Origin of the sequence: Kolteria novifilia, from assembly GCA_007748055.1 — a bacterium.
Lineage (GTDB): Bacteria > Planctomycetota > Planctomycetia > Kolteriales > Kolteriaceae > Kolteria > Kolteria novifilia.
On the sequence record CP036279.1, the window covers coordinates 4,113,823 to 4,129,478 of the forward strand.

11 protein-coding genes are annotated in these 15,656 nt (G+C 61.9%); 7 read left to right on the forward strand and 4 right to left on the reverse strand.

Annotation, left to right across the window (positions count from 1 at the left end; genetic code table 11):
• Positions 1-5: 5 nt before the first annotated feature.
• Complete coding sequence (locus Pan216_RS15100) at positions 6-782, reverse strand: inositol monophosphatase family protein (protein ID WP_419192558.1); 777 nt, start codon at positions 780-782, stop codon at positions 6-8.
• Between the two features lie 482 nt (positions 783-1,264).
• Between Pan216_RS15100 and Pan216_RS15105 the strand changes: the two genes are divergently transcribed.
• The 4 genes from Pan216_RS15105 to uvrA all read left to right on the forward strand — a co-directional run bounded on the left by Pan216_RS15105 (position 1,265) and on the right by uvrA (position 7,112).
• Positions 1,265-2,122 (forward strand): menaquinone biosynthesis family protein, encoded by an 858-nt coding sequence (locus tag Pan216_RS15105; RefSeq protein ID WP_145258963.1) that lies wholly within the window; start codon positions 1,265-1,267, stop codon positions 2,120-2,122.
• Between the two features lie 150 nt (positions 2,123-2,272).
• Positions 2,273-3,430, forward strand: a complete 1,158-nt coding sequence (locus tag Pan216_RS15110; protein WP_145258965.1) for a glycosyltransferase family 4 protein — start codon at positions 2,273-2,275, stop codon at positions 3,428-3,430.
• 221 nt (positions 3,431-3,651) lie between these two features.
• A complete protein-coding gene (locus Pan216_RS15115) occupies positions 3,652-4,803 on the forward strand; it encodes a hybrid sensor histidine kinase/response regulator (protein WP_419192559.1) in 1,152 nt (383 codons plus the stop codon).
• Between the two features lie 410 nt (positions 4,804-5,213).
• Positions 5,214-7,112, forward strand: coding sequence for an excinuclease ABC subunit UvrA (gene uvrA / locus Pan216_RS15120; protein WP_473092135.1), 1,899 nt, complete (start codon positions 5,214-5,216; stop codon positions 7,110-7,112).
• 258 nt (positions 7,113-7,370) lie between these two features.
• On the opposite strand, the gene Pan216_RS15125 is transcribed toward uvrA, so the two are convergent.
• Entirely contained in the window at positions 7,371-8,612 is a 1,242-nt protein-coding gene (locus Pan216_RS15125; RefSeq protein ID WP_145258971.1) for an MFS transporter, read from the reverse strand.
• Positions 8,613-8,852: 240 nt separating this feature from the next.
• Between Pan216_RS15125 and Pan216_RS15130 the strand changes: the two genes are divergently transcribed.
• A complete protein-coding gene (locus Pan216_RS15130) occupies positions 8,853-9,170 on the forward strand; it encodes a hypothetical protein (RefSeq protein WP_145258973.1) in 318 nt (105 codons plus the stop codon).
• Between the two features lie 189 nt (positions 9,171-9,359).
• The gene (locus Pan216_RS15135; RefSeq protein ID WP_419192560.1) at positions 9,360-11,111 is read left to right on the forward strand and encodes a SulP family inorganic anion transporter; all 1,752 of its coding nucleotides are present in this window, start codon (positions 9,360-9,362) and stop codon (positions 11,109-11,111) included.
• A gap of 109 nt (positions 11,112-11,220) precedes the next feature.
• Here the strand turns inward: Pan216_RS15135 and Pan216_RS15140 are convergent, their stop codons facing one another.
• Complete coding sequence (locus Pan216_RS15140) at positions 11,221-12,156, reverse strand: PfkB family carbohydrate kinase (RefSeq protein WP_145258977.1); 936 nt, start codon at positions 12,154-12,156, stop codon at positions 11,221-11,223.
• Positions 12,157-12,346: 190 nt separating this feature from the next.
• Positions 12,347-13,633: a DUF4026 domain-containing protein gene (locus Pan216_RS15145; RefSeq protein ID WP_419192561.1), complete on the reverse strand. Its 1,287-nt coding sequence runs from the start codon at positions 13,631-13,633 to the stop codon at positions 12,347-12,349.
• A 380-nt stretch (positions 13,634-14,013) separates the two neighbouring features.
• Between Pan216_RS15145 and Pan216_RS15150 the strand changes: the two genes are divergently transcribed.
• Positions 14,014-15,591, forward strand: coding sequence for a hypothetical protein (locus Pan216_RS15150; protein ID WP_145258980.1), 1,578 nt, complete (start codon positions 14,014-14,016; stop codon positions 15,589-15,591).
• The last annotated feature ends 65 nt before the right edge of the window (positions 15,592-15,656 follow it).

Sequence of the window (15,656 nt, forward strand, 5' to 3'; positions counted from 1 at the left end):
CTCGATCAAGACGCAATCGCGCTTGCCAAGGGGGCGTGGGTGAGGCCGTTGCTGGCCAAGAGCAGTGGTGAATCGACATCGTACGTGGCCCCATCACTCTTGGTCACGAGACCGCCCGCCTCGCGAACGAGCACGACCCCCGCGGCCGCGTCCCAAGCCTTGAGGTTCTCCGCCCAAAAGGCGTCGAGTTTTCCCGCGGCGACATACGCAAGCGCCATCGCGGCGGACCCAAGACGCCGCATCGACCGAATCCGGGGAACCGCCCGGCCAAAGCGAGTCATGAAATCGGGTTTCGACGACGTGTCGGTCGGGAATCCGAACGCGACCAGCGCTTCGGAGAGATTCTGCGTCGCGCTGACGTGAAGCGGCATGCCGTTGCAAACCGCCCCCTGCCCCTTCGCGGCCGAGTAGCACTCGCGCCGGGAAGGGTCGTAGATGACGCCGGCCACCAGTTCTCCCTCCGCTTCAAATCCGATCGAGACGCAAAAGAAGGGAAAGCCGTGAACGAAGTTGGTCGTCCCGTCGATCGGATCGACAATCCAGCGCCGGTTTCCCGAGGGCCGTTCTTCCAAGCCGTTCTCCTCCGCTTGGAAGGCATCCTGGGGAAAACGTCGACCGATCGTTTCTTGAATGATCTCCTGGGCATCGCGATCGGCTTGCGTGACGAGGTCGTTGATTCCCTTGTGCTCGGTGACAATGCGGCCCGCCGACTCGAAGACTCGGTCGCCCGCCCGCTTGGCCGCTTGAATCGCGACATCCCGTTCCGTTTGCCAGTTCAACATCGCCCGTCCCGTTGCCATGACCTCATGAAACTCACCGGCCAGCACTCACTCCATCCGAGGATCGCCGGCGCACACGCGTTCGTCGTCCCGATCCGCCAGAGCGGAACGACTCCTCGGCTCAGCTTATGGCTTCGTGCCGCGGACTTCTTCATGCGATCCATCTTCCCACCGATTGGTTCACGAGTGCGGCGCGTGGCGGTTGTTGAGGGGGCGAGGTCCCAGCGAACAACGTACGCTGAAAGCGTCGCTCAGCTTCCTACAATGTTGCAGCGGCGGTCCCGAGCCAGCATCGAGCAAGCCATTCGTGGTGTCCTACCGGTCGCCCGTGACGATGCCGATGCGGTCGCTACCTCTCGGAAACGAGAGCCAACGCGGGAGCGGGAATGAGGAAAAGTGCGGTCGCGGCAAGCGACCAAGACTCATCGGGTCCATCCGGCCCCTTGATGACGCCAGGACTCGAGCAAGGGAGCGAAAGCGCGAGGATGACGGATCAGATCATTCGTGTGGGGCACAGTCCCGATCCAGACGACGCGTTCATGTTTCATGCGTTGGCCAACGACAAGATACCGACGGGGCCCTACCGGTTCGTTCACCAACTCGAGGACATCGAGACCCTCAATCGCCGAGCGCTCGAGGGCGAACTGGAAGTCTCCGCGGTGAGCATCCACGCCTATTCGCGGCTGACGTCGACCTACGCCCTTCTCCCGACGGGGTCGAGCATGGGCGATCAGTACGGCCCGATGCTGGTGTCGAAGACACCTTTCGCCCGCGAGGAACTCAAGACCAAGAGAGTCGCCGTTCCCGGAACGATGACGACCGCCTTTCTCGCGCTGAGCCTCTACAACGGTGCCAAGCCCACCTACGAAGTGATCCCGTTCGATCAGATTCTCGAGGCCGTTCAGCGTGGCGACTATGATGCCGGGCTCATCATCCACGAGGGACAGCTCACCTACCAGAACAACGAGCTCGACTTGGTCGTCGATTTGGGCAAGTGGTGGTACGAAACGACCGATCTCCCCCTTCCCCTCGGCGGAAACGTCATCCGCAAGGATCTCGGCGACGAGGCGATGAAGGACATCAGTCGGCTATTGCGTCAGAGCATTCGCTACGGCTTGGAGCATCGCGAGGAGGCCCTCGAGTACGCTCTTGGCTACGCCCGTGACATGGATCGCGATTTGGCCGATAAGTTTGTGGGGATGTACGTCAACGACTGGACGCTCGACTACGGCCCCGTTGGCCGCAAGGCGATTCGCACCCTCCTCGAACGTGGCGTCGAGGCCGGCATCGTCAAGGGACCGGTCGACGTCGAGTTCGTCGAGGACGGCGAGGCGGCGACCTAGCGAGTTGTTCATGCTCTGATCGCGACGGTGCGTGCGTCGACGTCTGCGTCACTGGCTGGCGAGCAGCCAGCCTCCGAACGAGAAGACGGAGCCTAGACTTCCAAGCGTGCGGTGGCTCGGTTACGATCACGGCAGCGTCCCGACGAGAGGATGCTCGCAAGTGGGAAGAGTATGGCCGCGACATCGACGCAGACCGACGATCTGATCCCGGTTTGGCTCTTGGGGTCGAGTTTCGGGTTGCGGGGTAGTTCGCTCTACACCCTCCGGCTTGCCCGTCATCTCCACGAGTACGGCTTTCACCCGACCATCATCTGCGAGTCCGCGGCATCGCTTCCCTCCAGAGCCCACGATGAGCTCGACATCCACGAGATTCCGCATCTGACGCGCCCCTATCTTCGGTCGCTTTCGACCTGGGCGATGTTTCGACATCTGAAGGATGACCTCAAGAAGAAACCTCCCGCGTTGATCCATGCTCAACGCCGCCACATCGACGACGTCGCGGTGGAGCTCGCCGATCGGCTCGACTGCCCCTACGTCGTGACGGTCGACGACATCATTCCGGTCCAAGAGTCCCTGCGCATTCAACCCGACCGGTTGCGAGCGATCATCGCCGTCAGTCCGACAATCGAGCGTGATTTGGTGTTGGGAGCCGGCGTTCCCCAAGAGCTAGTCAAAATGATCCCGACGGGCGTCGAACTGCCTCCCATGCCCCGGCTCCCCACCGCGCGCAGCGAGAATCGAATTCCCATTGTCGGAACGGCGTGCGCGCTCGAACCGGTCAAGGGAGTGACCTACTTCCTGATGGCCGCCGAGCTAATTCTCTCGGCCGGCCACGACGTGGAGTTTCTGGTCGCCGGCAGCGGGCCCGATGAGGAAATCCTCCGGCGTTCGGCCCGCCATCTGGACATCGCCAATCGCGTCACGTTCATCGACCATGTCCCCGACCACGTCGCGTTGCTCGAGACGGTCGACGTCTTCGTGGTGCCGAGCCTCGAGCAGGGACTGGGGACCGTCATGATCGAGGCCATGGCTCTCGGCAAGCCGGTCGTCGCGACCCGGGTCGGAGGCATCAAGGACTTCTTCGTCGACAACGTCCACGCCTTGCTCGTTCCGCGGGCCAACCATATCGCCCTGGCGGAAAAGATCCGCTACCTGCTAGACAACCCGACGCGTTCGCGACAACTCGCCATCGCGGGTCAGGAGTTCGTTCGCCAGCACTTCTCGGCCGATGAAATGACTCGACAGACGGCGTCTCTGTATCGGGCGGTCCTCGGCGAGCCCTCGCTCCAGACGACGGCCTCTCGGTGATTCGTGTTTCTCAATCGCTCGATTGCGCTGAAACGCGATTGGACGGCGAGAGCCGAGCGTCGGCTTCCTCTTAAGATTCGACCGCGCCCGGACCGGGGAAACTGATACCATTGATGGTGAGTTTCATGTTCCGGTCCCCATTCGTGACTCGGAGGTAACGGGAGGGTCGGAATTGATTCTTAGCGTGGATGGACAAGGGCGGCAGACAACGCACTTCATTGATGAGTGAAATCGATCAGCAGTCACTTCTGATTGTCGATGACGAGCGCGACGTTCTCGCGTCGTTGCGAGCCATGTTTCGTCGTGACTACGACGTCCATACCGCCGACGGCGGCGCCGGTGCCCTCGAGATTCTGGGCAAGCGAGATATCCACGTGATCCTCTGTGACCAGCGGATGCCGGGCATGAGCGGCCCGGAAGTTCTCGATATCGTCTGCCGAGACCATCCCGAGGCGATCTTCCTGATGATGTCGGGATACACCGATCTCGAGTCGGTGATCGAAGCGGTCAACCGCGGCAACATCTTTCGCTATATCTGCAAGCCGTGGGATCCCGCCGACCTGGAAGCGACCGTTCGCCAGGCGTTCGCTCAATTCGAGCTTCGCGCCGAGAGGCGTCGGCTTCGCGAACAACTCGAAGTCGCCAACCAACACAAGACGGCCTTCATCACCGTCGCCAGCCACGAACTCAACACGCCGCTGACAATCGTCCTGGGCATGCTCGAACTCGCGCTGATCAAGTGCGAACAAGACGACGTGCGCGAGTTCCTCGACCGCGCCCGCAGCGCGGGTACCCAGATGCACGAACTGCTGGCGGATATCTTCAAGGTACTGCAAGAGCAACAGTTCGACCGGCCTCTCTTTCGGGAGGACGTCCTCGTTCGCGACCTCTTCTCGGAGGCGAAGACGCAGGTTTGCCCCTACCTCAACAAGAGGCGGCAGACGCTCGTCGAACGGGTCACTCCCGACGATCTCACCATCAACGTCAGCCCCCTCCACTTTCGAGATCTGCTGGTGAACCTGATCACCAACGCGATCAAGTTCTCCCAAGACGAGGCAACGATCGAGCTCACCGGGGAGGAGACCGACGACGAGTTTGTCCTCTCGGTGAACGACCACGGCGTCGGCATCGATTGGGCCGATCAACCACACGTCTTCGAACCGCTCTTCGGCACCTGGGATGTGACGCACCACTCCTCGGGCGACTATGGTTTCTGCAAGCGGGGCATGGGATTGGGCCTCACGATCGCGAATCGTTTCGCCCTGATGCACGGCGGGGAGATCGACTTCGACTCGACGCCCGGCGAGGGCACGGTCTTTCGCGTCATGCTTCCCAAAGCGACAGCTCAAGCCAAGGGCTCGCCCGCCTATTAACGGTTCACCGCTCTTCTAGGCTCCTGATTGGTTAATTCATTGTCTAAATGACTTTTGGATGCCATGCCCACGCTCGCCGCGAGCATGGGGGAAATGCCTGTGATGGGGCAAACTCCCGCGCGATCAAATCGCCGAGACTTCATGAACGAACTTGCCAATCAGGACACCAGCAGCCCGTTGATCTATTCGCTGCCGGCTACGAACGGCCCTTTTGACGAAACGCGGCGTCGAAAAACCTCGTCGGATCTACGGATTCGACTGCGTTTCTCCTCCTTGATCTTGGCCAAAATTGCTCGTTCTCGCCTTGGCCCGCTTAATTCAACGGACTGCTAGGCTCCGGCGAAACAATCGTAGAATACTCGCCATCGGAAAATCGGCGACGTCCGCTCTAGCACATGGATGGCTTGACCATGAACGACTTCATCGAGATTCGCGGGGCGCGCGAGCACAACCTCCGCGATATCCAGCTCAAACTGCCGAAGAACCAACTCGTCGTCCTCACGGGAGTCTCGGGATCGGGCAAGAGTTCCCTCGCGTTCGACACGCTCTACGCCGAGGGGCAGCGTCGCTACATCGAATCGCTCTCCTCCTACGCCCGTCAATTCATGGGCCAGATGAGGAAACCCGACGTCGACTACCTCGCGGGCCTTTCCCCTTCGATCAGCATCGAACAAAAGACCGGCGGTTCCAACCCACGCAGCACCGTCGGCACCATCACCGAGATTCACGACTACCTGCGCGTCCTCTACGCTCGGGTCGGCTCCGGCTTCTGCCCCCAGTGTGGTGATCCGATCGAAGCGCAGTCGCGCGAACAGATCCTCGGGCGGGTATTGGCCGAGTCGAGCGAATCTCCCTCGCTCATCCTCTCGCCGGTGGTCCAGGATCAAAAGGGAGAGTTCAAGGACTTCTTCGCGGAGATGGCCCGACGCGGCTACGTTCGAGCCCGCGTCGACGGGGAACTCCACCGGCTCACCGAGGAGCTTCACCTCGACCGCCAGATGAAGCACCGAATCGACATCGTCATCGACCGGGTCTCCATCGTCCCAAAGAATCGCGGGCGCATCGCCGAGGCGATCGAGTCCGCCTTGGAACTCTCCGAGGGAATGGTCGTCGTCGTCACCGGCGACGAGGAGACCCGACTAAGCGCCAATTACGCTTGTGCGCGCTGTGGACTCAGTTTCGCTCCGCCAAGTCCGCAACTCTTCAGCTTCAACAGTCCCCAGGGAATGTGCCCAGGATGCGATGGACTGGGACGCATTCATACTTTTGATCCCGAACTCCTAATTCCCGATCCCTCGAAGTCGATCCAACAGGGGGCGATCGCACTGGTAGGCACTTTTCGCGGCATGGGGCGTTGGCGTCGACACCTCTGGGAGGGACTCGCCGAGACGATGGAGTTCTCGCTTGCCACGCCTTGGGAAGAGCTTCCCGAGTCGATCCAGTACGCGGTCCTGCACGGCGCGGGAGATCGGCACATCACCTACGCCTGGCGAACCCGCGGCAAGACTCACCTTCACGGCGGCTCCTGGGAAGGCCTCGTTCCCCAGTACCTCTCCAAGTACCGCAAGACGAATAGCCCGATGCATCGCGCGATGTTCGAGAAGTACATGCGCGTGCTCGACTGCGAGCGTTGCGGAGGCGACCGGCTCAACGAACAGGCTCGCAGCGTGCGCGTCGCTGGCCGATCGCTGATCGATGTGGAACGAATGCCCGTCAGCGACGCCCAAGCCTTCTTCGCCAGCGACGTGCCGAAATCACTGGGCGAAGTGGAACAGACCATCGCTTCGGAGCTGATCAAAGAGATTCGCGGTCGGCTCGGCTTTCTGGAAAACGTCGGGCTCGGCTACCTCGCCCTCGATCGCCCCGCCCCGACCCTCTCGGGTGGCGAGGCCCAACGGATCAGGCTCGCCAGTCAAATCGGAAGCGGCTTGGTCGGCGTCCTCTATGTCCTCGATGAACCATCGATCGGGCTACATCCGAGGGACAACGCTCGACTGCTCGAAACGCTCAAACGCCTCCGCGATCAAGGCAACACGGTGGTGGTGGTCGAGCACGACGAGGACACGATTCGCGCCGCCGACCACGTGGTCGACTTCGGCCCCGGACCGGGCGTGCGCGGCGGTGAGGTCGTCGCCGAGGGAACCCTGCGCGACGTCCTCAAGCAAGAGCGAAGCTTGACGGGACGCTATCTCTCCGGCAAGGAGAAGATTCCCATCCCGACCTCCCGCCGCCCCGTCGATCTGTCGACAAGGCCCAACCCAAAGAAGTCACCTCGAAAGAAGACTCGCGCGAAGTCCTCCAAGGGCTAGGAAACTGGTCCATCTAAGTTCTAAGGTGCCTGTCCACGCTCGCCGTGGACATCCGGGAAAGACCCACGCTCGCCGTGGACATCCGGGAAAGACCCACGCTCGCCGTGGACATCCGGGAAAGACCCACGCTCGCCGTGGGCTTGCGGGAAACGCCTGTCATTCAGGAGACTCCCGCACGATCGATGGACGAAATCCGATGGAACGGACTTGCCCGTCAGGTCACGAAGCTTCATCTCAAGTGCCGGCTCTGACTTCGGCTTACTCCGCTCGGTCGATCCGCGCCAGTCCCGCGGTCGGCAACAAGAGCCCCAACCCGACGACCGCGATCACCGAAGCGGCCCGGAGCATGACCGAGAGCGAGTCCCACGTCGATGCCGAGTGATCTTTCGGCAAAAGCCAGAGTCCTGCGAGGACACCGGAAACAGCGAGCCGGCCGACAAGGCTCTGAAGCGACAAGTATGTCGCCCGCAGCGACTGCTCCACTCGGGGAGCGACCGCCACGTTGATCGGCGCGGTCGCCAGCGCTCGGGGAACCACGCGGAAAAAGAGCATCACCACCACCCACGCATCGAGCATCAGGCTCATCACGCCGATGATCGCCCCTTGGATGACGAGGGAGATCAACATCGTGGGAGCCGTCCCAATCCGCTGGCAAAGCTTGGTGCTTCGGGCGGCGACAAATGCTCCGACGAGCATCGCCCCCGCGGAACTCAATCCCGCCACCAGCGGCGTCGATCGCCCGCTCCATCCCTCCTTCGCCTCCACTAGCCGAATATAGGGCTGGTAGAACTCGTACGGGATGTGGTTAAGCACGACCCAAAAGATTGAAAAGAGAAAGATCCACGCCAGCGCCGGATCGCGCAAGTGGGCGAGCGATCGGCCGATCTGCTTGGCGAAATCACGCGAGTAACTAGCGGGACGCTCGTGCGCGGCGGGCTCCGTGAATCGCAGCGCGATGAGAAGAGCCCCCAGCGCCGCGAGGAGCGAGGCGGCGTATGCCCAAGAGAGCGAGAACCACCCGATCACTCCGCCGCCGAGCGAGGCGATTGCCGACGCGGCGAAGGTGTTTCGAGCCACCAGGGCTTCGCGGGGCGCGAACTCCTCCTCCCGTTCAAGGGAGGCTAGCGTGTCGAAATGGAAGGAGACATCGGTCCCGCGGTTGAACGCGATCCCCCCGGCCAGAAGGATCTGCGCCAGGGCGAATTGCCAGAAGGTCGTCGCGAAGAAAAAGAGACCGTACGCGAGAGCCGTCGTCGCCGCCGCGATCACCAAGGTGATTCGCCGCCCGATGACGTCGGAGAAGTAGCCCGACGGGATCTCTAGGAGAAAGACCGCGGCAAAGTAGATCGACTCCAAGAGAATCGCGGCTTCCAAGGAGAGGGACTCGCTGAAATAGAGGAAGAAGACCGGAAGCCAGAAGTCGGCGGCGAACAGGGACGCGTAGAGCGGGTAGAGACTGGCGTTGCGTTCAAGACCGGAGCGTGAGGAAGGAGGCAGCATTGGCAGAACGCCCTCTTTTCGATGGACGACGCCAACAAACCGACAGCCCGTCCCAGAGCGAGTTGTATTAACCCATACGCGTCACGGCGTCCCCCACATGATTCGGCGCCGCGTTGGTAGTTCGGCGTCAGCAAGTCGTTGGCTCACGCGGACCAACTCGCCCATCGCCGAACGAGCGCTTGCGTCCCTCCCTGAAAATTGTCATGGACGAATCGAGGATCGACGTTATGATCGAGGCCTATGTTCACCGATGTTGTGACGAAACTTCTGCGCCTTGCTCTTCTCCTGGTCGCTGTCCCGGTGGTCTTGCCCATCAGCGCGCTGACCCAGGGTGACTTTCTCGGTCTCGAGCATCCAAGCGACTGGGTCGCGATCGAGTTGGAGGAAGAAGAGGACGCCGAGGAAGCGGAGAAGCTGGTCGAATCGGCGGCCCTCCCCGATGCCATTTGCCCCGACAGCCAAGCCAATCGCGGCTTGATCTTCGAGCTGGCGTCCTACCCGACCTCCCATCTCCCGCACGATCATTCGAGCCGGGCACCACCTTTGCACACGCTCTAACCACTGATCATTCTTCACGTCGACCAGGCTCGCAACGCACCCCGTTGTTGGTCTCCCGTGAAGCAGGTCAGTCAATCCATTGATGCGTTGTTCGTCCCATTCGTACTCGATCGTTCCTGATTCGCTCGAGCGAGAGCTTTCCCATGGATCAAGGGAAGGATGCTCCGGCTCGCCAGCGGGAGGTCTCATGTGGCCGGTATCTCTCCAACCAAGCTAAGCGAAACCGTCGTCCGCTATCTCGACGACTTCAATCCATGGCACAACGTCCGGCACTTTGCCCAGAACGTAGGCAATGACATCCTCTCCGGACTGACGGTCGCCGTCATCGCCCTTCCCCTGGCCCTCGCTTTTGGTGTCGCCTCGGGACTCGGCCCGGAGACAGGGATGTGGGCGGCGATCTGCGGTGGCATCTTCGTCGGCCTCTTCGGCGGTTCCAAGACCGGCGTCAGCGGCCCGACCGGACCGAAGGTGGTCCAATTGGCGGCCATCGTCGAGCTCACCAGACTCGCCAATGGTCAGGCAGATCTCGGCTTCATCTTCTCCCTCGTTTTCCTCAGTGGGCTGGTCTGCGTCGGGTTGGCGTTGCTCAAGGTGGGGCGGTTCATCTACTACACCCCCTACTCGGTCGTCTCCGGCTTCATGTGCGGCATCGGCGTGATCATCGTCGTGCTGGAGATTCCCGCGATGCTCGGATTCCAGACCCCAAGCTCCGTCTGGGAGGCGATTCGCCAGATCCCCTACGACATCCTCCACGAGGACCCACGGGCGGTGATCGTCTCGGGGGCGACGTTCGCCACCATCGTCCTCTGGCCGCGCATTAGCCCGGTTCGCTGGCTGCCAGGGCCGTTGATTGGGCTCCTGGTCGGGACCGGAATCGCGGCCATCTTTCAATTCGATATCGCCTACATCGGCGAAATGCCGACTGGGCTACCGAAGATTTACTGGCCCAGCTTCTCTCGATTCGACGAAATGATCGGCCCCGCCACCGCCCTCGCGGGGCTCGCGATCTTTGACTCGCTTTTGACCTGTTTGGTCGCCGACAACATGACCGACGATCGCCACAACAGCGATCGGGAGATTTTCGGCCAAGGGATTGCCAACATGATGTGCGGCCTCGTCGGGGGGGTCACCACCGCGACCGCGACGATGCGCACCGTCGCGAACATCAAGTGCGGCGGCCGGTCCGGACTGGCCGGCCTCGTTCACGGTGTCGTGCTACTCGCGCTGATGCTCGGGCTGGCTCCTTTCGCGAGCTACATTCCGATCGCCTGCCTGGCGGGCATTCTGCTGAAGATCGGCATCGACATCATCGACTATCGCGTCCTGCCCGTGCTGCATCGGATGCCGTTTACCGACGCGCTTTGCTTCTGGGCCGTCCTGCTCCTGACCGTTTCGGTCGATCTACTTGTCGCGATGGGCGTCGGTGTGGCGATCGCCTTTGTCCGCGTCATTCACGAACTCGGAAGTCTCTACGAGCAGGACGTCGTCAGCGTCAAGCAAGCCAAACGGCAGTTCCCCGGCGACAAGGTCATGCCCGATGAACTCAAGGAGCGGATTCTCAAACTGAGGTTGGAGGGCCCCCTCTTTTTCGGTGTCTCCGACACGCTCTATCGCGTGGCCAGCAGCATGAACGACTACGACTACCTGATGATTCGCCTACACCAAGTGCCGATGATCGACATGTCCGGCGCGTTCCTTCTCGATGACATCATCGATAAGGCGCACGCCAACGGCGCGATTGTCGTCATCACCGGCCTTCGTCCCTCTACGCGAAGGGTACTCGACAAGCTGAAGATTCTCGACAAGATCGGCCACGACCGGTGCTTCGAGAAGTTCAACGACGCCATGGTCTGGATCGAGCAGTGCGAGGGGATCCCGGTCACGGACGGGGAAGTGAACGGAGGCGCGGTGACCGACGTCGTCGAGTCGGGCGCGAGCTAGCGCGTCACGATCGCGCGCTCGGTTGAATTGGCGTCCCCCGAACCCTTTGGCACCAGCCCACAAGTGGCTAGCGGCCTTCGGGGGCTCGGAAGCGACGGAGCCAAGTCCGCTAATCCGTCGACTTGGCGTCGCCCTTGTCGTGATAGAGATAGCGGTGGACGTCGTCGCGCGAGGGAATTCCCTTGCGCCCTCCGACTTCGCGACAAACGTTCGCGGCCGCCCATGCGGCGAACCGGACCGTCTTGCGTATGTCGAAGGCCGACAAAACTCCGTAGATGATCGCCGCGTGGAAGACATCCCCGGCCCCGGTCCCGTCGACAACCGGAACCCGGTAGGCAGGCTGATGGAACGCCTCCTTCTCCCCGTTGGCGTAGTCGCAACCATGCTCGCCATCGGTGACGATCGCCGGCTTGCCCGACCGGAGCGAGAGGCCATACGTCGCAAGCCCAAGCTTCTCCTCCCCCGTGAGACGCTGGGCGAATTCCCTGGATGCGATCACATAGTCGCAGTGCCGCAGAAGCTCCTCGGTGCGGTCGTTCATCACTTCGGCGTCGAGGGTGACAAGGAGCCCCTTCTCTTTCGCGAGCACCGCCGCTTCGAGCGCGCACTCGTCGACCGTCGTGTCGAGGTGCAAGACACGGGCGCCGTCGAAGAGATCGGGTGTCACTTCGTCGACTCGCATCGGGGGCACCCAGTGAGGACCGCTGACAATCGCCCGCTTGCCCGAGCGATTGTCGACGAGAACCGTCGTCCGACGGCCATCCGCATCCTCGCGGCGGATCAACCGTTCGGTACCGACATTCTCGCTGTCGAGATCCTGAATAATGCGTTCGGAGTAGTCGTCGTAACCGAGCATCGCGACCAGTCGCGTCTGGAGCCCCCAACGGCTCAGAGCGACCAGCGCCGTCGCCGCTTGGCCGCCGCCGCATTCCTCGGTCTGAATCGCTCGCACCTTGTCGTCGGGATTGGGATAGCGCGGCACTACGAGAAATCGATCCCACGTCACCGCTCCGATCCCCACCACGTCCGCCGCTCGATTCACCATGGATCCCCATTCTCCACAAGGCGCAACGATTGCAATACCAGCCCAAGAGGAGGCGAAGGTCGTCGCGAACGACTCCCGCCTAGTGATTGGTATATGTCAACGGGTAGGCAATGACGCCAGAGATGGAGTGGAAGGGGGCGGCGACAAGGGCCCGAGGCACCTCATCGCCGAGGGTAGGACATCGTCGAAACTAGACCGAAGAGGATTCGAGGAGGATCGAGGCGGTCTCGGGATCGTAGACGCGGCTCGGCGTGACGATCCGCCAGTCGCTCAGCCGATCGAGGCTGTGCCAGTCGACATCGCCGCGAGCCATTCCCTCGACAGACTTGGGGGTGCTCACCAACTCCGCGCGGATTCCTCCCGGACGAAGCTGCTTCACCTCGAACCAGAGGTGCTCGGTCCCGCCCCCCTCTTCGACTTGGTCGTAGGAGAGCTTGACCGCGAATCGCCAGTCCTCGGGATGCTTGCTCGCGAAGAGGAGCCCGAAGGTGCCCCACTGCTCATACGCGAGCCGCGCGGTCCGGTCGGTCTCCTGGGTCGATTTGAAGAGAATCGCTCCCGTCGAGACCAATTTGGTGAGCACTTCGAGCGGAGCCCCGGCGGCGCGAATTCCCCCCGCCTCGCCCGTGGCGTCGACCAGCACCGCTCGGTTTCCGGCGTGGGAGGGATCATCCTGGCGAAGACGCCAACCCCCGGTCGCCCGGGGAGCCATTGACGCCGCCACGTCGTGCCAAGGACGCCAACGCAAGTTCATCGCACGCCCAATGAGGAACTCTTCCTCCGGTTCGGGCGTTCCGAACTCGATCCAAAGATCGGCGACCGACTCGATCAGTTCCTTCGCGGCCCCCAACCGGCTCTTGGGAACGTCGAACATCTCCAAATCGGGAATGCCGGCTCGTTCCAGGCCATGAGTGTGAACCCAGTAGCGAAGTTCTCCATCGACCTCGCGATCGACGAGCTTGTGGATGCTGTAGAGGCTCGACGTTCGCGGGGGAACGTTCGCCGACGCCAGCGACCGCACATCCTCGATCGCTCGATAGACCAGCGAGTTGGCGTCCCCCACGACGGGGGCCCAACCGCGCGAGATCTCATCGCACAACCGCAGTTGCAGTTGGTAGTCGATGGTCGGCTGTTTGGGTGACAGTGGGCCCTCCAACCCGACCAACCAGCGCGTCGATCGCGCCAGGGTCTGCTGTTCGGGGGATCGCCAACGAACGTCGCCAACAAAGTTCCAGTGCGCGTCAATCGCTGGCTCGCACCAAATCAAATAGTCGGTCGGACGCTCCGCGGGCTGATACCAGAAGCTCCAAAGCGTCTCTTCGGCGGCACTAGGCTCGCTGTCGGAGACGGCTCGGCCGGCTTCTCCCAAGCGTACTCGTATTTCCTCGGCCATCGGTGGTTCCTCTCCCGGCCACAAAATAAGTAGGCTGGAGGGAGGAATGACCGGATCACAGAGGCGTGTTGTCGTCTCAGTCATGTGGCGATCGGTCGGTGGTGCTTCGTGTCCCAGGTGGCACGCAAGACTACCACGCATGCCTCGGATCTATAGGACAACGGGGTCGGTTTTTGATGGACGAGCATGACGCTCCTCCTTACAGCCGCTTCAAATGCCCCAAGCTGACGAGCGGGGCGTCGGGCCGGCAACCACATGTCGACAATGTCGCTGGCGGCTTGCCAAACCGTGGAAGGGTTTGGGAATATGAGGATGAAAGGTGTTCGACCGCTCACGCCATCGACGCGCTCTCGGCCCCTTCCCGGTCGAGGCGTTTCGCCCCAACCTGCCGACATGACGCTGTCAGTCGCTCCCCGACCAGCCCGACGCGCCCTGCATCTTCCGAATCGTGGGGGGAGGCTCGCATGACCTCCGTCTTCACCGAGTTCGAACGGCTCAACGGAACGACGTGGCTCTACCTGTCGTTCATCTTGATGGTCACCGTCTACTTCAGATTCCCCAGGTTCTTCAGCCTCCGCAACTGGGATCTCGTCACTCTCTTCCTCTTCGTGCCGGGGCTCTTGGCAACGACGACGGGAGCGAATTTCTTCCTGCGGCCTCCCGACGAGGGGGCGATCTCCCCCTCCACCATCGAATCGGTGATGCGCGTCGTCCACCAGGGCTATCTCTGGCTCTTCGCGGTGACCGGCTACTTCCTCGCCCGCTCGCTCTTCGACCTCTTGCTCGTGCGGCGTCCCCGAATCGAGCCAAACCTCAACCTCTCGGGACTCGCCTGTTTGGCCGTCGCCCTTTTTGGCTTCATGACCTACGAGATCATGGTGAAGGCCCCCGATCCCTCCGGCCGAGCCAGCGCCCTGGAGGCGGCGCGACTGCTTGGGGTCTCCGACGAAGAGAGTGAGGACGAGACCAAGGCGGCGAAGAAGCCGGACGAGCCCGGCGTGTCCACGAAGGATTCCCCTTCCGAGAAGCCGATCGCCCCAAAAGCGACTTCCGCCGACGATTCCACGCCCCCCGAAAAGGACAAGGCCGAAGAGCCGGACGACGTCGCCAAGGAGGTCGAGGAATCCAACGACCTTGCCCAAAAGGTCGAGGAATCCAACGACCTCGCCCAAAAGGTCGAAGTTCCGATCAGCAATGGAGAATCGTCCCACCCGGCGGTGTCGATCCTGATGCGGCCGGTCGTCGCCGGCGTCAAATCGGTGGCCGACCAAATTCCCAGTGAAGAAGCGGTGACCCGTTTTCAGCTCGAGGTCGCCGTCGCGCGGGGAACGGTCCTCTCCTGCCACGTGCTCGTCTTGTTGGCCCTCGTCCTGATCGGCAGCCAACACTTCAACAGCGTCTCCACCGGCATGGGGATGGCGACGCTCTACCTGATGCTTCCGCTCACGGCGATTAACATCGAGAAACTCGACCACCTCCTGCCGGCGGTCTTCATCGTCTGGGCGGTCTACTGGTTTCGCTACCCGATTATCAGTGGATCCCTCTTCGGACTCGCGGGCGTCTTCTTCTATCCCCTCTTTCTGGTCCCGCTGTGGATCGGCTTCTACGGCCGGGCGGGCGGCAAGCGTTTCCTCATCGCTTTCCTCATCGCCAGCGCCGCCTTGTGGATCGCGATCTGGTTTCTCGACCCGGTTCGCTCGTTCCTCGAAGTTTGGATCTCGTCGGTGGTGTGGAAAGCGTGGTACTTCCAACCGTCCCCGAACTCCTTCTGGAGTTCGTCGACGCACTGGTATCGGCTACCGATCTTCGTCCTGTTCGTCTTCATGTTCATCGCCCTCGGCTTCTGGCCGAAGGAGAAGAATCTCGCCGACCTGATCGCTCTGTCGACCGCGTTGATCCTGGCGCTTCAGTTTTGGTACGCCGATCGCGGTGGGACCTACATCCACTGGTACCTTCCGCTGCTGCTCTTGATGATTTTTCGTCCCAACCTTTCAAACATCTTGGCCCCGACCTACCCCCCGTCGGCCAAACCAACGACGTAGCAAGTCTCCTTCCTTGTTCCCAAGGACAGTTCTGGGTGCCATGCTCACGCTTGCGTGGGCATGCG